The sequence below is a fragment of the Streptomyces brasiliensis genome, assembly GCF_014647875.1.
Classification (GTDB): domain Bacteria; phylum Actinomycetota; class Actinomycetes; order Streptomycetales; family Streptomycetaceae; genus Streptomyces; species Streptomyces brasiliensis.
Map to the genome: position 1 here is coordinate 69,468 of NZ_BMQA01000026.1, position 20,035 is coordinate 89,502.

20 protein-coding genes and 4 pseudogenes are annotated in these 20,035 nt (G+C 68.2%); 13 read left to right on the forward strand and 11 right to left on the reverse strand.

Going from position 1 to position 20,035, the window contains the following annotated elements; all coding sequences use genetic code 11:
- Positions 1-77: 77 nt before the first annotated feature.
- Positions 78-476 (reverse strand): hypothetical protein, encoded by a 399-nt coding sequence (locus tag IEZ19_RS30400; protein ID WP_189314524.1) that lies wholly within the window; start codon positions 474-476, stop codon positions 78-80.
- A gap of 19 nt (positions 477-495) precedes the next feature.
- Positions 496-1,281 carry an FHA domain-containing protein gene (locus tag IEZ19_RS30405; RefSeq protein WP_189314525.1) on the reverse strand — a complete coding sequence of 262 codons (786 nt, stop codon included), beginning with the start codon at positions 1,279-1,281 and terminating at the stop codon, positions 496-498.
- Positions 1,282-1,698: 417 nt separating this feature from the next.
- On the opposite strand from IEZ19_RS30405, the pseudogene IEZ19_RS30410 reads away from it, so the two are divergent.
- Together IEZ19_RS30410 and IEZ19_RS30415 are read left to right on the forward strand one after the other, a co-directional pair.
- Positions 1,699-2,129 (forward strand): annotated as a pseudogene (locus IEZ19_RS30410) (transposase); the annotation flags it as partial.
- Positions 2,130-2,300: 171 nt separating this feature from the next.
- Positions 2,301-2,819 carry an AMIN-like domain-containing (lipo)protein gene (locus IEZ19_RS30415; RefSeq protein WP_189314526.1) on the forward strand — a complete coding sequence of 173 codons (519 nt, stop codon included), beginning with the start codon at positions 2,301-2,303 and terminating at the stop codon, positions 2,817-2,819.
- 548 nt (positions 2,820-3,367) lie between these two features.
- Here IEZ19_RS30415 and IEZ19_RS30420 read toward each other — a convergent pair.
- Both IEZ19_RS30420 and IEZ19_RS30425 read right to left on the reverse strand, forming a co-directional pair.
- A complete protein-coding gene (locus IEZ19_RS30420) occupies positions 3,368-4,093 on the reverse strand; it encodes a hypothetical protein (RefSeq protein WP_229841050.1) in 726 nt (241 codons plus the stop codon).
- 472 nt (positions 4,094-4,565) lie between these two features.
- A complete protein-coding gene (locus tag IEZ19_RS30425; protein ID WP_189314528.1) occupies positions 4,566-5,558 on the reverse strand; it encodes an alpha/beta fold hydrolase in 993 nt (330 codons plus the stop codon).
- Positions 5,559-5,905: 347 nt separating this feature from the next.
- Here IEZ19_RS30425 and IEZ19_RS30430 point away from each other — a divergent pair, with 347 nt between their 5' ends.
- A complete protein-coding gene (locus IEZ19_RS30430) occupies positions 5,906-6,049 on the forward strand; it encodes a hypothetical protein (RefSeq protein ID WP_189314529.1) in 144 nt (47 codons plus the stop codon).
- A gap of 14 nt (positions 6,050-6,063) precedes the next feature.
- On the opposite strand, the gene IEZ19_RS30435 is transcribed toward IEZ19_RS30430, so the two are convergent.
- Positions 6,064-6,774: a hypothetical protein gene (locus tag IEZ19_RS30435; protein WP_189314530.1), complete on the reverse strand. Its 711-nt coding sequence runs from the start codon at positions 6,772-6,774 to the stop codon at positions 6,064-6,066.
- A gap of 462 nt (positions 6,775-7,236) precedes the next feature.
- On the opposite strand from IEZ19_RS30435, the gene IEZ19_RS30440 reads away from it, so the two are divergent.
- From IEZ19_RS30440 to IEZ19_RS54210, 5 genes and pseudogenes are all read left to right on the forward strand, one after another.
- On the forward strand, positions 7,237-8,235 hold the full coding sequence (locus IEZ19_RS30440; RefSeq protein ID WP_189314531.1) for a DUF1259 domain-containing protein: 999 nt from the start codon (positions 7,237-7,239) through the stop codon (positions 8,233-8,235).
- Positions 8,232-9,437, forward strand: a complete 1,206-nt coding sequence (locus tag IEZ19_RS30445) for a cytochrome P450 (protein WP_189314532.1) — start codon at positions 8,232-8,234, stop codon at positions 9,435-9,437. Before IEZ19_RS30440 ends, IEZ19_RS30445 begins: the two co-directional genes overlap by 4 nt.
- 63 nt (positions 9,438-9,500) lie before the next feature.
- Positions 9,501-9,683, forward strand: a pseudogene (locus tag IEZ19_RS30450) (transposase); the annotation flags it as partial.
- A gap of 335 nt (positions 9,684-10,018) precedes the next feature.
- Positions 10,019-10,864: an SH3 domain-containing protein gene (locus tag IEZ19_RS53690; protein ID WP_373297074.1), complete on the forward strand. Its 846-nt coding sequence runs from the start codon at positions 10,019-10,021 to the stop codon at positions 10,862-10,864.
- Positions 10,865-11,042: 178 nt separating this feature from the next.
- A pseudogene (locus tag IEZ19_RS54210) lies at positions 11,043-11,297 on the forward strand (hypothetical protein); the annotation flags it as partial.
- 387 nt (positions 11,298-11,684) lie between these two features.
- Here IEZ19_RS54210 and IEZ19_RS53695 read toward each other — a convergent pair.
- The 4 genes and pseudogenes from IEZ19_RS53695 to IEZ19_RS30475 all read right to left on the reverse strand — a co-directional run.
- Positions 11,685-12,212 (reverse strand): annotated as a pseudogene (locus tag IEZ19_RS53695) (transposase family protein); the annotation flags it as partial.
- Positions 12,127-12,528 carry a transposase family protein gene (locus tag IEZ19_RS53700; RefSeq protein WP_373297075.1) on the reverse strand — a complete coding sequence of 134 codons (402 nt, stop codon included), beginning with the start codon at positions 12,526-12,528 and terminating at the stop codon, positions 12,127-12,129. The gene IEZ19_RS53700 and the pseudogene IEZ19_RS53695, both read right to left, overlap by 86 nt.
- A gap of 62 nt (positions 12,529-12,590) precedes the next feature.
- Positions 12,591-12,776 (reverse strand): DUF1737 domain-containing protein, encoded by a 186-nt coding sequence (locus tag IEZ19_RS30470; RefSeq protein ID WP_189314534.1) that lies wholly within the window; start codon positions 12,774-12,776, stop codon positions 12,591-12,593.
- Positions 12,777-13,071: 295 nt separating this feature from the next.
- Positions 13,072-14,019, reverse strand: a complete 948-nt coding sequence (locus IEZ19_RS30475) for an NAD-dependent epimerase/dehydratase family protein (protein ID WP_189314535.1) — start codon at positions 14,017-14,019, stop codon at positions 13,072-13,074.
- 70 nt (positions 14,020-14,089) lie between these two features.
- Here IEZ19_RS30475 and IEZ19_RS30480 point away from each other — a divergent pair, with 70 nt between their 5' ends.
- Positions 14,090-14,542 (forward strand): MarR family winged helix-turn-helix transcriptional regulator, encoded by a 453-nt coding sequence (locus tag IEZ19_RS30480; RefSeq protein WP_189314536.1) that lies wholly within the window; start codon positions 14,090-14,092, stop codon positions 14,540-14,542.
- Between the two features lie 93 nt (positions 14,543-14,635).
- A complete protein-coding gene (locus IEZ19_RS30485) occupies positions 14,636-15,034 on the forward strand; it encodes a GNAT family N-acetyltransferase (protein ID WP_229841052.1) in 399 nt (132 codons plus the stop codon).
- Positions 15,035-15,191: 157 nt separating this feature from the next.
- Here the strand turns inward: IEZ19_RS30485 and IEZ19_RS30490 are convergent, their stop codons facing one another.
- Both IEZ19_RS30490 and IEZ19_RS30495 read right to left on the reverse strand, forming a co-directional pair.
- Positions 15,192-16,415, reverse strand: coding sequence for a glycosyltransferase (locus IEZ19_RS30490; RefSeq protein WP_189314538.1), 1,224 nt, complete (start codon positions 16,413-16,415; stop codon positions 15,192-15,194).
- Positions 16,415-17,212 carry a MerR family transcriptional regulator gene (locus IEZ19_RS30495; RefSeq protein ID WP_189314539.1) on the reverse strand — a complete coding sequence of 266 codons (798 nt, stop codon included), beginning with the start codon at positions 17,210-17,212 and terminating at the stop codon, positions 16,415-16,417. The genes IEZ19_RS30490 and IEZ19_RS30495 overlap by 1 nt, the downstream gene beginning before the upstream one ends.
- 303 nt (positions 17,213-17,515) lie before the next feature.
- On the opposite strand from IEZ19_RS30495, the gene IEZ19_RS30500 reads away from it, so the two are divergent.
- The 3 genes from IEZ19_RS30500 to IEZ19_RS30510 all read left to right on the forward strand — a co-directional run bounded on the left by IEZ19_RS30500 (position 17,516) and on the right by IEZ19_RS30510 (position 19,966).
- Entirely contained in the window at positions 17,516-17,791 is a 276-nt protein-coding gene (locus tag IEZ19_RS30500) for a hypothetical protein (RefSeq protein ID WP_189314540.1), read from the forward strand.
- A gap of 49 nt (positions 17,792-17,840) precedes the next feature.
- On the forward strand, positions 17,841-19,121 hold the full coding sequence (locus IEZ19_RS30505) for an amidohydrolase (protein WP_189314541.1): 1,281 nt from the start codon (positions 17,841-17,843) through the stop codon (positions 19,119-19,121).
- Positions 19,122-19,351: 230 nt separating this feature from the next.
- On the forward strand, positions 19,352-19,966 hold the full coding sequence (locus IEZ19_RS30510; RefSeq protein WP_229841054.1) for an NADPH-dependent FMN reductase: 615 nt from the start codon (positions 19,352-19,354) through the stop codon (positions 19,964-19,966).
- Positions 19,967-20,035: the final 69 nt, after the last annotated feature.

Sequence of the window (20,035 nt, forward strand, 5' to 3'; positions counted from 1 at the left end):
CTCATCACGGGGGGCGGCCGGGCAGAACCGGCAAGGCGACGAGGGTCTCTGAGGCCGAGCGCGGCCGTGCAGGTGCGTCACAGCAACGCCAGGACACTCGCTGCCGACGGCCCCAGCCAGTGCGCGATCGAATTGAGGGCACCCACCACAGAAGCCCCCGCAGAGGCGAGCACCCCAGCGTCCCGCAACCTGGTGGTGAAGGTCTCGAGGTGCCGCGCGGCGCCTTCACGGTCGGGTTCATCGCGGTCCAGCGCGACCCCGACGGCGCGGAGTTCACCCTCGGCGCTGCGCCGCTCCTGCGCGGTGAGCCGCAGTTCGTCCATGGCCTGGTGCAGTGCGGCCACCTCAGAGAGCACCCGCCGGTGGTCCGCCTGGTGCACGGTCTGATCGCGGCCGGCCACATACTGCTGTCCACTGCCCGCGTTGACCGGGCCGTGCACGTCGCCGAAGCGGTAGGTGTCGCCGTTCATGCTCATCAGTGCTCCTCACCGCTGCTCAGGGCTGTCGCGGGCGACGTATCCGGTTGAGGTACTCGATTTCCTCGGCGCGTTTGCGGGCGGCCCTCGACATGCCCGTGCCGATAGCCCCCAGCGCCGCTCCGAAGAGGAAGGCGCCAAATCCGACGGCTAATACCGGCGCCCCGAACAGCTTCTTGTCAGCGAACGGATTGTCTTCCGGGCCCAAGTCCGGTCCATGGACCATTAAGCTGACGATGACGTAGCCGAAAAGCACGAATCCGGTGATCGCGATCAAATAGCCGAGGATCGCCAGGAAGCGGCCGAACCCCCGGCCCTGGAAGATCTCGTCGGTCTCGTCGTAATGGCTGTTGACGAATACGCGGCGGTCGTCCCCGTAGCTGTCCCGTCCCGCAAGGAACTGGTCCCGCCCTGCCACATACTGCTGCCCGCTACCCGCGTTGACCGGGCCGTGCACATCGTGAAAGCCGTAACTCGCCGTCCGTCTTGGCCCCTGTGGCCAGGACACGCGCAGCTCTACGACGCCGATACGCAGCCGGTCACCGTCGTGGAGCGTAAGTGCGCTGTGGAGCCGGCGCCCGTTGACGTACGTGCCGTTGGTCGAGCCCAGGTCGTCGACGACAATGCGGTTCCCGGCGCGGGTCAGTGAGGCGTGCCGTCGGCTCACTCCGTCCTCGTCGAGCCGCACTCTGCTGCTGGGCAGTTTGCCGATCTCGCAGTACCCGTCCGGAATGTCGAAGGCCCCTCCAGCTGGTCGGCCATGGGTCACGATCAATCGCGGTGGTGAAGCCGAGTCTCCGGACATGCCAGCCCCCCGTGAAGCATCGCCCTCCCCGTACATGGTGAGTCGCCGCGCCTGGAGCCACAAGCCCTCTGGCGCAGCTGCGCGGCAGCCTTCCAGTGGGCGACGCGAGCGGCCGTTTCCTGATGCTGCCTCACGTCTCATCGCGTAAAGCGTTGGCTAACTCGTTACCGGCGTCGCGTTGGCTGTGGCGACCTCCCGAAGTCCACTCGCGCCAGCGGCCAGTCCCCAGCCGATCGCGTTGTCATCCGCGTTACGGGTTGCCACTTCTGACCGTTCGTCGGCCATTCGCTCGTTAACCTCCCGCTTTCGTGAGGTGGCCTTTCCGAGGGTTGATCAAAAACCCGGAAAGTGCTCCTGACCTGCAGCGATATGACTTGCTGAGGCTCCTGTTGGCTGCGAGGAAAGAAGCACTTCCAGGTGAAGAAGCGTACTGGGTCCTATCCCCGTGTCCGCGTCGAGGGCGGCGGTCGTTCGGTGGTCTCCCAAGCCGGGGGCGTGCTGCTGGTGGAGACGGTCCGCAAGACCGGTCTGGATCAGGCGATATCCGCAGTCCTTGCGCCATGGCGCAAGCACAGGGCGGTGCACGATCCGGGAAGGTCCTGCTGGATGTGGCGCTCGCGGTGGCACCAGGTGGGGACTGTCTGGCCGACGTCGGCCTGCTCCGGGCCGAGCCGGCCTTGTTCGGGCCAGTGGCCTCCGACCCGACCGTCTCCCGGCTCATCGACACTCTCGCCGCTGGCGGCAAGCGCGCCCTTGCTGCGATCCGCACCGCCCGGGCAGAAGCACGCGAACATGTCCGGAGGTTGGCCGGTAACGCGGCGCCGGATGCCGGCGGGCAGGTGACCGTTTCACAGCACTGCGTGGCGACGCCCTCAGGACGTCATCGCCATGCCCGTGGAACTCGTCACGGACGGCTGAGGCGTCCGGCAGAACAAATGACAACGCAACCGTATGGCTCGGCCGAATGTCTCCCATAGTGAAATCACTGACCCCTTGACAAGAAGGATCCGGGGGGCACCATGCACTACCACCAGCGCCGCGCGACCATCGCCGCGAGCCTCCTGCTCGCCGCCGCCGTCGGCACCACGTTTCCCGCCTCGGCTGCCACGCCGTCCGGGGTAAGCGGGCAGACCTCGCCTACTGCCCTCGTCGTCAACGCCCGATGGGGCGGACACTGCACCTTCGACCGGTTGGTCATCGACGTCCGGGGCACCATGCCCTCGGTCGACGTGAAGCCGGTCAAGGAACTGCGCTACGACGCCTCCGGGAAGCGGGTGCCGCTCCCCGGGAAGCACTTCCTGCAGATCAAGCTCTCTCCCGCCGCCGCGCACAACGCGGCGGGACGGTCGGTCTACCAAGGACCCCGGCTGGTGAAGATCCGCCTGCCACAGCTCAAAGGCCTCGCCCTGACCGGCGACTTCGAGGGCGTGGTCAGTTTCGGGGCCTCCTTCAACGCCAAGCCTGCCTACCACACCTTCGCGCTCCACTCCCCGCAGCGCCTCGTCCTCGACGTCCGGCACGCCAACCGCTGTGCCTGACCCCGCCCCCAGGCCCTGCCGTCAGTGAACGGCAGGGCCTCAGTGCCTCGGTCCGGCTCGAACACGGCGGAGCCACGATCGACGCCGTTCCCTTTTCTCCGGGCGCTCCTTTGCGAGCTCAGAAAGGACTGACCACGGGCCCGGTCGACCGGACAGAAAGCCGGACGGCCGGGCCCACGGCGTACTTGCTGACCGAGCCGCCGTTGGCGCCGACCAGCCCTGACACGCCGGGGCGGTACGGGCGCGGCGAAGATCGACGTACCGACCAATGGCGAGACCCCGATACTGGCGCCATACCCCCTGCTCGAGGTCGACGGTCGCCCCGTCCGCGTGCTGCTCACGGACACCCCGCTGCCCGGCAACGGCAACGTCCTCGGCGCGGAGCCGCAGGGCCCCCACCAAGTCGAGTGGACAAGCGCCGCGAGACCGTCCTCGCCGTCGAGATCACTCGCGAGGGCTTGCCGCACACCACTACGCCGACGGCTGGACCGTCTCCATCACCGACATCACCCGCTCGCCCACCAGGGTCGTCCGGTGCCACCTGCCGGTCATGGGGTCATCGCAGCGGACACACGCGCAAGGCGGTCGTCTGCCAGAGCGAAGTCGTTGGCGGGGTTGCGGAAGGAGTACCTGCCATCGTTGATCCGGACGCTGCCATGGGCAGTGGCCCAATGCGCAGGACCTGACGGCCCCTGGCTTTCCAGGAGGGCGGCGGCGAGTGGCTGCGGGGCCTCGACCCCCAAGCGGGCGCTCAGCGCTGCCGCCAGGCGGTGGACGGCTTGCTCGGGGATTGTGCTGTCGCCGAGCGCCGGCAGGAGGAGCAGAAGGTGAGCATGGGGGTCGGTAGTGGTCCCGCCGGGCAGGGCATTGTCCGCGGCGGCGACCAGTTCCTTCCAGGACAGGCCGGGGCCCATGAAGTGCCCGTCGTCCCGTGCGATCAGATCGGACTGGTCCCAGTTCGGGTGATGCAGGAGGTAGTCGACGCCCGCCTCGCCCTCGATGGTGCGGTAGACGACGTGGAGTCGGTGACCTGTTGCGAGCGGGATCGTGAAGGCGGGCCAGTCGCCTCGCTCCCACAATCGTCGCTGGAAGTTGCGATGGTCGGCCCAGGCGTAATCGGTGCCCCACAGCAACCTGCCCGCGTTGCCCTGAGCGCAGGAGTAGAGGTGTCCGTACCAGAACAGCCTCTGGTCAAGCAGCTCGGGACGCTGGGCAAAGGGCCCGTCGTGGTAGCCCGGTATCCGGTCGGGGTGTAGATCAGCAGCGTTGGTCACATTCCTCATCATGCCGCTCGGCCGCCCATCAGTTGGGACCAGTGCCAGGGCGGGCCCCTCGCGCGCTCCGGCGCACCGATGGTGGCTGCCGCGACACCCTCACTCTCGTCCGCGAACCGCCCCGCCATCTCGGCGTGGACAGCTCCATCCATGCTCCGTGAACAAGCGGACGAGGTTATGTCATGTGGGTGACTCTCTTCTCCGTGCCACAAGTTGGGATGCGCAGGACGTCGTGCAGACCTGGGCGGAGATTGAAGCGGAACTGGGGACTGAACTGCCCAGTGACTACAAGCAGTTGTGCGAGGCGTAGCGTGTGGGCGAGTTCTCGCAGGTGCTGTGCGCCGACGAGACCCGCGTGGGTGACCTGTCGATTTGGTGGCGCAACCTGCTGGAGGACGGACCCTTCGGACAGCCCGCCCGCATCCCGCATCTCGCATCCCGTAATCCGGGGAGACCGCGTGCCGAATGCGCGTCAGCGCGTGCGGCGTCGCATCCCGCGACCCAGGAGAAGGAGTGCCAGGCTGGTGACCAGAGATGCGGTCGTGATGCCGCCCAGAATGACCATTCCCGTGGAGCGTCCGGAGGCGCCGGTGTCGGCGAGCGTTGGGCGGGCGGAACCGGTGGTGGTGGAGGAGCTCGCGGTGGCGGCCTGGAGGATGAGGTCGGCGACGGCGTCGGGACGCGCGATCAGGGAGACGTGGCAGGTGTCGATCTCCACGGTGTGGGAGTGAGCGCGTTTGGCCTCGAAGCGTTCCTGGTCGGGGTTGATGGTCATGTCCTGCCGACCGACCAGGGCCCAGGACGGTATGTCCTTCCATGCCGCGACCTTGGCGGTCTCCGAGAACGTGGTGGTGGCCGCGGGCCGTTGAGTGTCTGCGAGAAGGTTCGCCCGGTCGGCCGACAGACAGGCGGCGAAGACCGGGTGCACCTTGTCGCGCTTGAGGTACAGGTCGGTCCCGCTGGTGCTGCCCGCCTGGTAGGGCACGGACGTGGTGGCGGTGCCGAGCGCGCTGGGGAAGCGGGCGGCGAGCGACATGCCGCTTTCGCCCACGTCCGGCATCAGTGCCGAGATGTACACGAGGGACTTCACCTGGGGATTGCCGGCTGCGGCGGTGCTGATCACGGCTCCGCCGTAGGAGTGTCCGGCCAGTACGACGGGCCCCTTGATGCTCTTGAGTACGGAGGCGATGTAGGCCGCGTCGCTGGACAGCCCGCGCAGTGGGTTGGCCGGGGCCATGACCGTGTAGCCGCGACGCTCCAGCCGTTCGATCACTCCGTTCCAGCTGGAACCGTCGGCGAAGGCGCCGTGCACCAGCACGATGGTGGGCTTCGCCGCGCCTGTGCCACCGCCCGCGACGGCCGGGACCACCGTGGTCGTGCACAGGGCGGTGACGGCGCATCCCGCCGCCGCGATACGGAGACGCTGTGTGATGCGTCGTATGTCATGGCCCGAAGATGCCGTCATGCTGTGCTCGCTTTCCGCTGGGGCCTACGACACATCAGCGTTCCCGAGCAGGCGCGACCGAGCCCCTCAACCGGGGCAACCGGGTGAAACCGGCGCGGCATCAGGGTGGTAGTACGCATGGTGCGCACTGCCGCCGTGGAGCGACGGACAGGGGCACGGCGCGAAGGCCAGGAGTCAGCACTCGGTGCGGGTCCGCAGATCGGAGTTGGTCCGGGGCGGCGAGCCCTTGACCAGCGAGCCTGCTGCCCGGTGGGGGGACGGCACCATGTTCCACTGGATTCCGGGGTGTCCTGTGGTTCCTGTTCGCTGCGGTCCTCGTCATCTGTGTAGCCGTGGGGGTGGATGCCGTGACGGACGTCCGCACCCTCCGCACCCTCCGCGCCGTCATCAGCAACGGCGACTTCCCGCGGTATTGGACCTTCCACACCCGCAGAGAACGCGAACGCCTCTACCTCCTGCCCGACCAGCACAACCACGAATCCCTGGCCTGACCGGCGAGCTTGCCTCAGAAGAGCCGCGCCCCGGCCAGATTCAGGAGCCCGGCCAGCCCAAGGGTGAGCAAGACCGTTCGTCTGGCACGTGCTTCACGTACGACAGTGGCGGGGCGCCCGTTGCGGGTCATGGAGTTCAGGGTGCACTGCGGTTCGTGGACGAATCCCGCCGTGTAGCCGGCGGGTTCGGCGCCGTGGTTTCCGCGGGCGCGGACGATTTCGGTACGTCCGGTGATGAGTCCCGCAGACCGCCGAGTGCCAGGACCGTCATCACCGTCGCGGGCCCCGCCGCCACACCGAAACCGCCGTGCGCACCGCCCGCGTCCACCGCCCGCGTCCACCACCCGCCCCGCGACCGCCGCGGCGGCCGCTGATCCTGCCGCGCTTGCGGAGTTGCGCCAGGTGAACGCCTGGGTGAGGACGGCGCGCGGGACCGACGACTCTGTGAGGACGGAGGCGAGGACCAGTAGGACCGGCACGGCGGGTCCGGTCAGGGGGAGGGTGACGCCGACCGCGAGGGGCGCGTCGAGGAAGGTCAGCGGAAGGCTCGCGAGGGTGAGGCAGGCGGCGGCTGGGGCTTGGTGGCGCCGGGATGAGCCGCCGTGGCGCCATGCTCCGTAGGCCCAACCACCCACCAGATTAGTGGAGTTGGAGGAGCAATAGAGCAGTGCTGCCGTGTCGGGCGTGCCGCGTCCGACGGCGCACGCAGCGATGGACACCTGCATCGCGCCGAAGAACACCCCGAGGGTGAGGCCGAGCGCGACCTGCCGCAGGAATGCGGAGCGGAGCAGGGCACGTGCGGCGTGCCGGCGTTCGGAGCGGCCGGTGAGGGGGGCGGCATGGTGCGGTGCTGGGCGGCGAGGGCGAGCCCGCCGCCGACGACGAGCGGGCCGCCGGCCCTGGGGGCGCGGCTGACCTGGCGAGCCGGACTCTCCGGGCCAGCCGCCAAATGACTACGGCCCGGGACGTGGTGCAGCGATGCGCAGTTCATGACGGTGCCGGTGCAACGGGGCGGTGTGACCGGCGATGTGCCGGAGCGCGCTGGACGCGCCGCTGTCTCGCGCGGACGGTGCGCTCTCACTGCGGCCCGAAGGCGGCAGACGGATAGCCCACCTGGCGGGATGGGGCGGTGCGGTCACCGCTCCACGCGCTCTGCCGTGCTTCCATCGCGCCAGGAGGCAAAGGACATGGCCGACAAATCACAGCACGACACCCGTTCCCCGCGCACCGCGTCCCGGCGCCGTGTGCTGACCGTGGCAGCCCTGGCGCCCGTACTCACCGGGGTGCCGGCCGACGCCCGCGCCCTGTCCGCCGGGCCCAAGAACCGCGCCCTGATCGCGCCGGTGGTGACCCACCTGGCGGACTGGGCGGAGGTGGGCCAGGCGCTGGGCCGGCCCGGTGACATGAGACGGTTCATGTACCACACGGGCTTGCCGCGCACCGACCTCAGGGTCTTCTCCCGCGGCATCCGGATCAACCCCGCGCTCGCCCTGGGCACGCACGTGTCGTTCGTCCGGTACGCCGACCACAGCACGCTGTTGATGGGCGACGCCGTGGTCACCGAACGCGAACTGCAGGACTTCAGCGACGCCCTGCACGAGCACGGGATCATGCAGACCGCCATCCACAAGCACCTGCTCGCCCACGAGCCGGACGTCTGGTGGGTTCATGTGCACGCCCACAGCCACGATCCGGCCACCGTCGCCCGTGGTCTGCGCGCCGCATTCGACCGCACCGGCACCCCGCCCGCCCCACCCGCCGCCCCCGCGCCGCCCGTCGACCTGGACACCACCGCCATCGACGCCGCCATGGGCGTCAAGGGCATCGCCGACGGCGAGATCTACAAGTCCACCTACGTCCGCCGCGAGACCGTGGCCGACGGCGATCTTGCGCTGCCTGCGGGACTGGGCTCCACCACCTCCGTCAACTTCCAGCCGCTGGGCGGCGGAAGGGCCGCTCTCAGCGGCGACCTGGTGCTGATCGCCGACGAGGTCCAGTCCGCCCTTGTGGCGCTGCGGCGCGGTGGCGTCGAACTCGTCGAGCTGCACAATCACCACCTGACCGACAAACCACGCCTGTTCTTCGTCCACTACTGGGCCGTCGGCGACGCCGTCCGGCTCGCCAAGGCCATTCGCCGGGCCGTGGATGCCACCAACGTCGTACCCATGCCAGGAGCCGGCGGATGACCGCGGACAACGAGACGGTCGTCTGCCCGTTCGACTTCAGCGAAGCCCTGGAGTTCGACCCCGCGCTCGCGGAGCTGATGCGCCGCGAGCGCCCCGCACGCATCCGGCTCCGCTACGGCGACAGAGACGCCTGGCTGATCACCGGCTTCGACGCGGTCAAGCAGGTGACCACCGACCATCGGCTGAGCCGGGCGGGCATCATCGGCCACGACTACCCCCGGATGACGCCGGAGCCCATCGTCTCGCCCGAGTCGGTCAACGTGATGGACCCGCCGCTCAGCAGCCGCGTCCGGCACCTGGCCTCGCAGGCCTTCACCCAGCAGCAGGTCGACGGCATGCGGCACCGGATCATCCGGCTCACCGACGTCCTGCTGGACGACATGGAGAAACAGGGGCCGCCGGCCGATCTGGTCCAACACCTGTCCGACACACTTCCCCAGCACACCATCCTGGACCTCCTTGGCATCGAACAGGAGGAATGGCCCCGCATGCAGGAGTCGGTACGCCAACTCCTCGTCGTCGGCGCGGGCAACAAGGAAGCCGCCGCAAGCGCCAAGGCCGATCTGACGGCCTACTTCGCCAAACTCGTCGAACAGCGCCGCCACTCACCCGGCCCGGACCTCATCAGCGCGATGGCGGCAGCCCGGGAAGGTGAGGAGCAGCTGGACGACAGGGAACTGGCGGTCATGGCACTGATGCTGGCGCTCAGTGGCCAGGACACGGCGACCTGCGAGATCAGCAACATCGTCTACCTGCTCCTGACTTGTCCCGAGCTGATGGAGCACCTCAAGCGCCGGCCTGGGACCCTGACCGATGTGCTGCACGAAATGCTCCGCTACATCCCGTTCCGCAAGGGAGTCGGAATCCCCCGGGTGGCGCTGGAGGACGTGGAGGTGGACGGGGCACGCATCCGGGCGGGCGACTTCGTCCACGTGTCGTACCTGACGGCCAACCGTGACCCGGAGCGCTACCCGGACCCGCACGTCATCGACCTCGGCCGGCCCAGCGCCCCGCACATGACCTTCGGCTGGGGCGGACACCGGTGCATCGCGATGCCCTTGGCCATGGCGGAGCTGGAGGTGGCCGTCGGGCGGCTCGTGGAGAGATTCCCCGATCTGCGGCTCGCCGTGCCGCCCGAGGAGCTGCGGTGGGACACGCAGACCATCAGGCGTTTCCCGCTTCAGCTGCCGGTGGCCTGGTAGGGGCATCGCGGGGGCAAGGGGCCAGAGGCCGCCAGTAGTTGATTGCGGGGTTTTGGCTGGTGCCGGCGGCTGTTCGCCGCCCGGAGCTACGATTACGGACGAGTTCCGCCGTCTTCTCCGGGCCCGCGGCAATACACCGAAGATCGCCCGCAAGGATGCAGCCCACGGCTCCGGACTGGGCAAGACCCGCTGGGTCGTCGAGCGGACTTCGCCTGGCTCCACCAGTTCAAACGGCTGCGGATCCGCCTCTTTGGGCTGATGATCAGCGATGCGTCGGGAACGCTGATCGGCAGCGTGATTCTCCTGGCTGGCCTCATCGTCATGATGGTGGGCCAACTAGCCGGTGGTAACCGGAAGAGCGGCGGCACATCGTAGTGCCGTATCAGGCAACGTCAGCCCTGTTGGTGACCTCGTGCAGCCGTTCACCGGCGGCTGCTTTCGCCAGATGATGTAGCGGCGGATCGTGTTGCCCTGCTCCTTGTGGCCGGCATCGTCGAGCCCCGGTCGGTGCTCGGCCGATCGGAGTGCATGGTCTACAACTCATTCGGATTTATTCGTGTCATGACACTTTCCGTAGGTGTATGCGGTTTCCTCTTCGCATCTCCTTGATCGCAGATACTCGAACGGAAGGCGTGGTGGGTTCGGTGCGCGGGACTGTGGTGTCGTCGCTGGTCCTGGGGGCACTGAGCCTCGGGCTGACGTATGGGCTGCGCGGACCTGTGGCAGTAGCTCAGGGGCTGGCGGGCACCGCACCGTCAGAGGGTGCTGCTCCACATGCAGGGCGGAACGCGCTCCGGGCGGCAGTCACCGGGATCGTCACGGCGAACGGCTTGAATGTCCGCGCCCTGCCGACGACTACGTCGGACATCCTGGGCAGTTACGCCGGGGGAACCCAGATCAGCATCTTGTGCAGGTCATCCGGTGAGATCGTCGACGGAAACTCAACGTGGTACACGTTTGCGAACCGCACAGGCTGGGTGACCGCCCGCTACGTCAGTGTCACGGGCGCCGTGCCACTGTGCGGCGAGCCGGGCCCAACGGGGCCGCAGGGCAACACGGGAGCGACTGGCTCCACGGGTGCGACTGGTGTGCAGGGTCTGCAGGGCAGCACCGGGCCCACGGGTGCGCAGGGCCTGCAGGGTGATACGGAGCGACTGGCTCCACGGGTGCGACTGGTGTGCAGGGTCTGCAGGGCAGCACCGGGCCCACGGGTGCGCAGGGCCTGCAGGGTGATACGGGAGCGACTGGCTCCACGGGTGCGACTGGTGTGCAGGGTCTGCAGGGCAGCACTGGGCCCACGGGTGACACCGGGCCGACGGGGCCGACGGGTGCCACCGGCGCAGCGGGTGACATCGGCGCAACGGGCCCGAGTGGCGCGTCGAACACCGTGGTGGTTGCGGCCAGTGGCACGACCCAAGCCAGTGTGATGTGCCCCGCGGGCCACCCCTTTGCTCTCGGTGGCGGCGGCACAGCGTCAGGTTCGAACTACCTGGTCGGGTCCCGGCCTACCGGTGGTACAACCACGACACCGGCGACTGGCTGGCAGGCCACAACCGCTCTGGGCAATGGTGTCACCGTCTTCGCGGTATGCGGGGCGTGAGTCGAAAGAATAAGAGGCCGGCTGCCGTCGGCTATCTGTGGGCCTTCTCCTCTCTTCGTAACTCACCGGGCGCCAGAGCCCACTACGACTGTCGGCGTGAAGCCGGAGACCGCCATGTCGCCGCCCAGCGCCACCTGTTCAACCGGTTCGTGGGCATGCTCTTCCACTGCCTTCAGCATGAGGAGACCGACGCCGAGTCGAGGGCCTTCCCTATCAGCAGTCCACGAAGACCATTCCGACCGCTGCTTGACACTCGATGACTTGGGATGTCTGCGGGGGTGGGCAGCTTTGCTGCATGGGCGAGGGCCAGGAGCGACGCTCAGCGCACCGCCCCGGGATGGCAACGCCCGCGCTGAGCGCCGGGGCACGGGGACGGCGCTACGGCAGGTCTGGGTCACATGCCATAGCGCGATGAGCCGAGACGCACCTGGTGCCCGACAATGCTCAACTCCACCCCGTCCTGGTTGCTGCGGGCCGCTGAGAAGTCGGCGCCGACCGGAAGGCTGACCCGCCACACCGTGCCGGCTTGTTCGACACCCGGAACATTCAGGGTGAGTTCTTCGCCTTGCGCAAGGAGCGTCCCCCGTAGCGTTCACCGCCCTTCCCGCGATCGTGCTCGAGGCATGGGTCTCGCGGCGCCCGGTGAACCGCTGGAGTGGCCGCCACTGCTTGAGTTCAGCGTTGGCGTGCTCGACGTGGATCCGTGCCGAGGACTGCCGGCGTCGCTGGTCGCGCCAGGCGTGCTGCTCACCCAGCGGAGTGTCGTCTTTCGGTTTCCTCGGCGGGGCGCTGACCTGGTCGGGGAACTCATTGGCCAGGCCTCGGTAGCCCTCATCGACCTCGGCCTTCACTGTCGGGTGCCGGCGGAGCTGCTCGGCGATGCCCTCGGAGCGGGCGACGGTCTGGTCGTGCATCCGACCCGGCCGCACAACGCCGCTGAAGAGCATGCGGCCCTGGGCATCGCTGAAGGTGGTGGTCTTGATGGTGTTCTGCTTCTTCTTGCCGGACACGAACGCCTCGCGGCCGGGTCGTCCCGCGCGTGGGCGGCGGACCTGCACCTCGGTGCCGTCGAGCCGAAGCTCGACGCCTTCAGCATCGGCGTAGGCGAACAGGTCCTCCAGCGTGCGCAGTCGCGGTCCCGGGCGGTCGGGGACGGCGAAGCCGCGAGCGGTCAGTTGTCGCCGGCTTCGCGGATCGCCCCGGACAGGAGAGGTCCAGCCCGTACAGCTGGGCCAGGGCTGCGTGCGACAGGCCCAGGCGCAGGTGCACCAGCGTGGCCAAGAGCCGGTCGATGAACTCCAGCCGCTGCTTGGGCCAGGCTCGGGCCGCCCGCCGTCGGTCTCCACCGCGCCGTTCAGCAACGCCGATTCCCGGGCCGCTTCCCACTTCGGGGCGAGTTCTTCGAGCAACACGCCGAAGTGTGCACGAGAGGCCCCGCACAGGGCAGGATGGGAACAGGCCGCACGGACCCAGGTGAGCGTCACAACTCACCCAACCCGTACGGCCCTTCTCATGTCACGGAACGATCGCGACCACCGCTACTCACAAAGCTCCTACGACCGTGCTGGCCAGACCAGGGCCTGAGCGACGATGACGCTCTCACCGTTGAAGGTGACAGCGGGGCCTTCGTGCAGTTCGTAGCCAAGACCAATCGCTTCGCTCACACGCTGGCAGAACGTGGCGTCGTCCGGTCCGGTCAAGACTCGGTAGACAGGCAATCCGTCTGGTGGTGTGCTCATGAGGAGAAGGATCCCAGACGCGCGGATCACAGACGCGCCCGCCCACCGAGCCAGCATGTCCCGAAGCCAATGCCTCCCAAGGTCGTCAGGCTGGCGCGAGCCCGGATGATCGCCGCCGCATCGGCGTCACCCTCACCACGTCGGGACGCGTGCGCCTGGAAGAGATCCAGGCATACGCCGGCCCTCCCAGGCGCAACTGCTCGCCGGACCCGATGAGGATGAGCTTCAGGAGCTGAGCACGCTCCTCGCCAAAGTGCTCGTCAGTCACCCCTCCCGGCCCTCCGGACGCTGGGCCCTATCGTTCGTTGCCTGCTCGCAGGCAGGCGATGTAATCGGCGGCCGCGGCAGCGGTGTCGTACTCGGGGCTGAACCCGGTGTCCTCGCGCAGGCGAGTCGTATCGAGCCACCGCGGCGCCGCGGCGTCCCGTGAGGGCAGCGCGACGTGGAACCCGGGCTCGACGGAGGCGATCGCCGCGATCACCTCGGTGTTGCTCGTCGTACGACCCGAGCCGACGTTGTACGTCGCAAAGCGCAGCCCCGGCGCGAGTTGGAGGAGCGCGAGCGCTCGGCCGGTGTCCTTGACGTAGCAGAGATCGAGTGCGTCCTCGGCGTACGGCTGGTGCGCGAGGCCGGACAGGTCAGGTGTGATGCGATGCGCGGCAGCGTAGGCGAGCGACGGAGCCGGGAAGAACGGATCGGGCAGGTGGCCGCCCGGACCCCAGGTGCCGGAGATGCGTGCAGTGACGATCTCGATGCCGGCCTCGGCCGCAAGCTGGCCGGCCAGCAGCTCGGTGATCTTCTTCAGTGTCGGGATGACATGGAAGTGCCTCATCGGCAGCGGCAGGTCCTCGCTGAGCGCACCGTCGACGTCTACGCCGCTGTAGACGCCGACGGTACTGGCGACGACGACACGCCGCACGCCCCACTCCCGTGCGACCCGCACGATGTTGAGGAACCCGTCGAGTGTGCGACCCGCAGCCCCGATCGCATCGTCATTGCCGGCCTCCCAGGGCAGCGTGATGGCGAGATGGACGATCCCGGTGATCGCGTGCCGGCGGCCCACCGCACGCAGGCTCTCGAGGTCAGCGATGTCGCCCTGTGCCATTCCTACGGGCAGGTCGGCCAGCTGCGCTGGTATCGCGGGCATGCGGCGCTGGAGGAGCACGCACTCCTCTCCCGCCTCATGGAGCGCGCGAACGGCCTGCGAACCGATGAAGCCGGCTCCGCCTGTCACGAGAATCATTGCTACCCCTTTCGTCTGCACAACTGATTGTCAGCGAGACTGACTATCAGTCTAGGGGTATGATTCCACCATGCCAACCCCCGCCCCGCACGCCATGGAGCCGCACGACGCGCTCGGCTATCTCGTCAAACACGCACACCTGCGGCTGACCGCGCTGACCGACGCCGCGCTCGCCCCGCTCGATATCGACAGCAAGGACTTCGGCGTGCTGCGCGTGCTCGTCTGGCGCGAGCCCATGTCGCAGCAGGAGGTCGCGGCCAAGCTCGGCGTCGACCGCACCACGATGGTCGCCCTGATCGACGCCTTCGAGACCAAGGGCATCGTCACCCGCAAGCCCGATCCGAACGACCGCCGACGCAACGCCATCGAGCTGACCGAGCCCGGGCTCGCGCTCTACCGGAAGGCCGACGCGGCGTACGTCGCAGCAGAGGACGAATTCCTCGCCCCGCTGGGCGCAACCGTGGCCGCGCAGTTCCGGCAGGCGCTGCGGGCCGTGCTCGCTCCCCTGGAAGGACGAGACTGACGTGACCGATGACGCCGACCGCATCCTGATCCGGCGCGCGACCCGGCAGACATCGACCACCTGGTCGAGTTCCGCGCACTGATGATGTCGGAGATGGGTGAGGACATCGACGCCGATCCCACCTGGAGAGGCGATGCCGCCGCATGGTTTGCCCGCCGGATGAAAGAGGCGAGCACCTTCGCCGCGTTCGTGGCTGAACTGCCTGGTTCCGGTGTGGTCAGCTGTGCCGTCGGCACCATCGACGACCACGCCCCGAGTCCGCGCAACCGTAGCGGCCAGCGCGGCGAGATCGCCAACGTCGTCACGTCACCGGACTTCCGCAGCCGCGGACTAGCCCGGGCCTGCATGAGCGCACTGCTGACCTGGTTCACTGATGAGACAGCCGCCACGACCGTGCGCCTGGCCGCCACCTCCGTCGGCGAGGCGCTCTATCGCAGCCTCGGATTCGCCGAGCCGCGCGACCTCATCCTCCAGGTGCGCGTCGCGCGATAGCCGCCAAGTGCAGCCACCTCCGCTCAGACGGCGATGTCGAGGGAGGTCCATGTGCAGTATCCCGAGGACGGGATGGGCGATGCGCTTGCGTGTCTCGTGGACGGAGTCCACCTCGCCACGCTCCCCCCAGAGCCGAGCGAAGTCTTCGACTCCTGGCTCAGCGCGCTCGTCCGTTGGTCAGCTGCTGGATGGCCCTGAGGGCCTGACCTGCTCCGTCCTCGGTCGCCATATGTTGCGCGCCTCTCGCGGCCGCTCGTGTGTATGTCTGTTCCCTCACGACTTGGTGGAGTGAGTCGGCGAGCCGTTCGGCAGTGAGGGATCGGAAGGGGATCGGGTCGGTGGCGGCGCCGAGGGCAGCAAGTCGTCTCGCCCAGAACGGCTGGTCGGCGCTCACCGGTACGGTGACGGCCGAAACTCCGGCGCGCAACGCGGCGGCCGAGGTGCCGGCTCCGGCGTGGTGGACCACTGCAGCCAGCCGTGGGAACAGCAGGGCGTGCGGTACGTCACCGATGGTGAGTACGTCGTCGCCGTCGGCCGCGAGCCCGGCACTGCCGACTTGGAGGATGCCGCGCAGCCTGGCTCGGCGCAGGGCTCGCACGGCGATCTCGCTCAGCCGTTCCCCGTGTCCGGCCGCCATGCTCCCGAAGCCGACAAGGACGGGCCGGGGTCCGGCTCGAAGGAAATCTTCCAGGTCCGTGGGCAGCCGTTCGGCCGCATCGTGATGGGGCCACCAGGTGCCCACGATCTCCATGCCGGAGCGCCAGTCGGAGGGGCGGGGCACCAGTGCCGCGCTGAAGCCGTGCAGGATGGGCCAGTTCGCCTGTTCCTGCCGTCGGCGCGTCGCGGAAGCGGAGGCCGGGGGCAGCTGGACGCGGTGGCGCAGCGTTGCGACCGCCTGCTTGTAGACGCGGTCGGCCATGCGTAGAGCGAAGTGTCCGGCCATGCGGTTGGCGGGGCGGCCCAGGGAGCGGGAGCCCGTGACGACGGGTGGGAAGTCGCCGGTCGGTGCGGTGGGTTGAAGGTACACGCCAAGGCTCGGTGTGCCCATGGCTTCGGCGAGGTGCCAGCCGAGCGGGGCTGTGGTGGTCGACAGCAGGAGCAGATCCGTGTCGTCGGCCATCGCGTCGGCGAACCCTTGACCCAGTTCGGTGATGAACGCGGCAGCGGTACGCATCAGTTCACGCTTGCCCGTGACGCCACCGCGTACCTGCGGGTCGGCGGGGAGACTGCGGAATTCCAGCCCGGCCTCGCGTACCAGGGGTGCGAAAGTGTCCGTGGTGGCGAGGGCGACGTCGTATCCGGCCCGACGCAGTTCTGCGCCCAGGCCCGTGTAGGGCGCGACGTCGCCGCGCGATCCGGCCGTGGCGATCAGGATCCTCATCAGTCCTCCTCGGAGTCGGTACGACCGCCTGCCCGGCGGGCCGCGTTGGCGTGGACCGCCCTGCACGTGTAGGCGGCCAGCCCCGGGCGCTGCTGCGAGGGCGGTACCACCAGAGCGAAGGCGCGCGGGTCGGTGACGAAGTCGTCCGCGATGCGCCGGTGCATGTCGGGCGGGCAGGAGGTGAACCAGCGTGAGATGTGCAGGCGGTGCTCCTCGGCGAGGTCCATGGCCCGCTCGCTGTCGCTCGGCTCCCCCTCGTCGAAGGCCGCGAGCAGCTCCGTGCGCCAGGCCGTGGCCTCGCCCATGAGCTGTTGCCAATCCTCCTTGGTGTGGGCGGCCGCCCGTGCCATCGCCTCACGTTGTTCCGGCGAGTGTGCCCACTTCAGTTCTGCCTCGGTGGCATAGCTCAGGTCGAAGGTGATCTCACCGAAGACCTCGAAGCGTTCCTGAGGAGTCAGGGACACCCCGGTCTGCTGGACATCTATCGCCCGTTCCGCCACCTCGGCCAGCCGCTGCAACCTGGCGATCTCCTCACCCAACTGCCGCTGTCGGGCCCGCAGATGCTCCAGAGCGTTCGCCTGCGGGTCCTTGAAGATCGCGGCGATCTCATCGAGGGAGAAGCCGAGCTCGCGGTAGAAGAGGATCTGCTGGAGACGGACCAGGTCAGCGTCACTGTAGAGCCGGTAACCGGCGTGGCTGCGCCCACTGGGCGAGAGCAGCCCCGCCTTGTCGTAGTGATGCAGCGTACGCACCGTCACCCCGGCGAAAGCCGAGACCTGCCCAACGGAGTAGCTCATCCACCTGCCCTTTCGTCGGCATACAGCCTCAAGCCTGACGTAAGGGGAGGGTCAACTCGCGCTCGCTGGGTTCGTAGGCGAGGACGGAGAAATCACTCACCGGCCCACGCGCTACCCCCTGCAAGGCGGTGTACGGGCAGGCAAGCGGCGAGTCCTGTTGCACCACACCTGCTGTGATCATTAGATTCTCAGTCCAAGCCACTGAGCTGCGGAACCCTCGATGAGGGCACCCGGCAGGAACAACCAACCCGAGAGAATCCTCGCATCACGGCCGGGGCCAAGACGATCGAGAACCGCCCCAGGGTGTGGTCCTGGCGTGGCTGGGTGCTGCTGCACGCGAGCAAGCAGACCGACCGGCACGCCCTGCGCATCTCGCTGATGGGCCGCACGATCCGCGGCCGCGAGCCGGTGACCGGTGCCGTGGTCGGCGTCGCCCGCCTCTTCGGCGCACCCGCCGTAGGTGTCCTGGCAGGTATCGCGGTCGGTGTCTCGCTGCGGCCGGCGGCGTTCACCTGGGGCTGGAGGCTGCCGGGCAGCCGCGACCGGCGGCCGGAGTCGTCGAAGTGCCGGGGTGCCTGACATGAACGGGCGCTGCGATCACACGCGGGTAGGAGGAGTACACAGCGCCATGACTCTCAAGGACTCCGCGGATGCTGTCCTGGCCGGGCTCGGTGGTATTCGGTCCGATCTCGAAGACGTCTACAAGGACTTGCACGCCCACCCTGAGTTGGGGCATCAGGAGCACCGCACCGCGACCCGTGTGGCGGAACGCCTGAGAAACTGCGGTTACCGGGTGCAGGAGGGGATCGGCGGCACCGGTGTGGTCGGCGTGCTGGCCAACGGAGAGGGGCCGGCCGTTCTGCTGCGGGCCGAGATGGATGCCCTGCCGGTCCTTGAGGAGACCGGTCTGCCCTACGCCAGCACGGCCGAAGCCACGGACGCTTCCGGCAGGCGGGTGCCCGTGGCGCATGCCTGCGGTCACGACATGCACGTCACCTGCCTGTTGGGAGCGGCGCGACTCATGGCCGCCGCGACGGCGGCGTGGAAGGGAACGCTGGTGGCCTTGTTCCAGCCTGCCGAAGAGCCGGGGGACGGTGCTGACCGGATGCTCACCGACGGGCTCACCGACCGTGTTCCTCACCCGGACGTCGCATTCGCCCAGCATGTGCTTCCCTATCCGGCCGGGCAGGTCGGCACGCGCGCCGGGTCCTTTCTCTCCGCGGCGGACAATTTGAAGATCACTGTCCATGGCCGGGGTGCTCACGGCTCGGCACCGCAGGCCGCTATCGACCCCGTGGTGCTTGCCTCGATGATCGTCGTCCGTCTCCAGACCATCGTCTCGCGCGAGCTGGCCGCCGCCCAGCCGGTCGTGGTGACGGTGGGCTCCGTCCAGGCGGGCACGAGCGGCAACGTGATTCCGGAGTCGGCCGAACTGCTGGTGAACGTGCGCACGTACGACGACGAGACCCGGCGGACCGTCCTGGCCGCCGTGCGGCGCATCGTCAATGCTGAGTGTGACGCCTCCGGGGCGACTCGCGAGCCGCAGATCGAGGAGGGCACCCGCTTTCCGCTGACCGTCAACGACGACGTGGTAACCCGTGATGTCTCCGCGGCTTTCACCGCGATGTTCGGGGAGCGTGCGGCCACTATCGAGGTGCAGAGCGCCAGCGAGGACTTCAGCCGGATCCCGGACGCCTTCGGCACCCCGTATACCTACTGGGCCCTGGGCTGTATCGATCCGGACGTCTACCAGGCCTCCCGGGAACGCGGCACCGTGGCCCAGGAGATCCCGGTCAACCACAGCCCCCGCTTCGCACCGGTCCTGCAGCCCACATTGGACACCGGCGTTCAGGCCTTGGTCACAGCCGCACTCGCCCACCTCGGGAAACCGGGTCGCATGAGCCCATGAGGCTTTCCGGGCGTTTCACCTCTGATGCCGCAGCAAAGCGGCAATCGAGCGTCTCGGCGGCATTCCGCGCAGCTGGCGCGGCCGGCGGTTCTCGGCGTCCCCTGCGCCGGCGCTTTACAACTTTGTCGAGGAATACGGGCGGGCGCCGTGGCGGCACGCGGTCACCTGGACGGATCTGCCAGCACGCGCTCCGCTCCTGGCCATGGTTTCGTTCCTTGCGGAACACAAAAATGGGAGAACACAATACAGACGCGCAAAGAATCGAGGAACCGATGAATACGTATAGGATCGGCTACTTCGTGGGAAGCCTGGCAACTCACTCCATCAACCGGACACTCTCAAAGGCTTTGATCCGACTGGCCACGCCTGATTTGGAGTTCTTTGAGATTCCGATCAAGGATCTCCCACTCTACAGTTACGACTACGACGCCGAATACCCTGCCGAGGGTAAGGCGCTCAAGGATGCCATCGCCTCCGCCGATGCCGTCCTGTTCGTGACCCCGGAATACAACCGATCTATTCCGGGTGCCCTCAAAAACGCCATCGACTGGGCCAGTCGCCCCTGGGGGAGCAACTCATTTGCGCACAAACCATCCGCTGTGATCGGAGCGTCCCCCGGTGCCCTCGGCACTGCCATTGCGCAGCAGAGCCTGCGCAGTGTCCTGAGCTTCTGCGACTCGCCGCAAATGAATGCACCGGAGGCGTATGTCAGATTTAAGCCAGATGTTTTCACCAGTGATGGTGGAGTCGTCGACGAGCATACGGAGCATTTCCTCCGGAACTTCATGGAGGAATTCCGGGATCACATTGTCCGGGTTCTCACCGTGCTCCCGCGAAAACCCTAGGCATGCGGGTTTGGGCTCGTCACGCTCGATAAGAGGCGAAAGAAAGGGGTTCATGCGGGTCAGCCACGG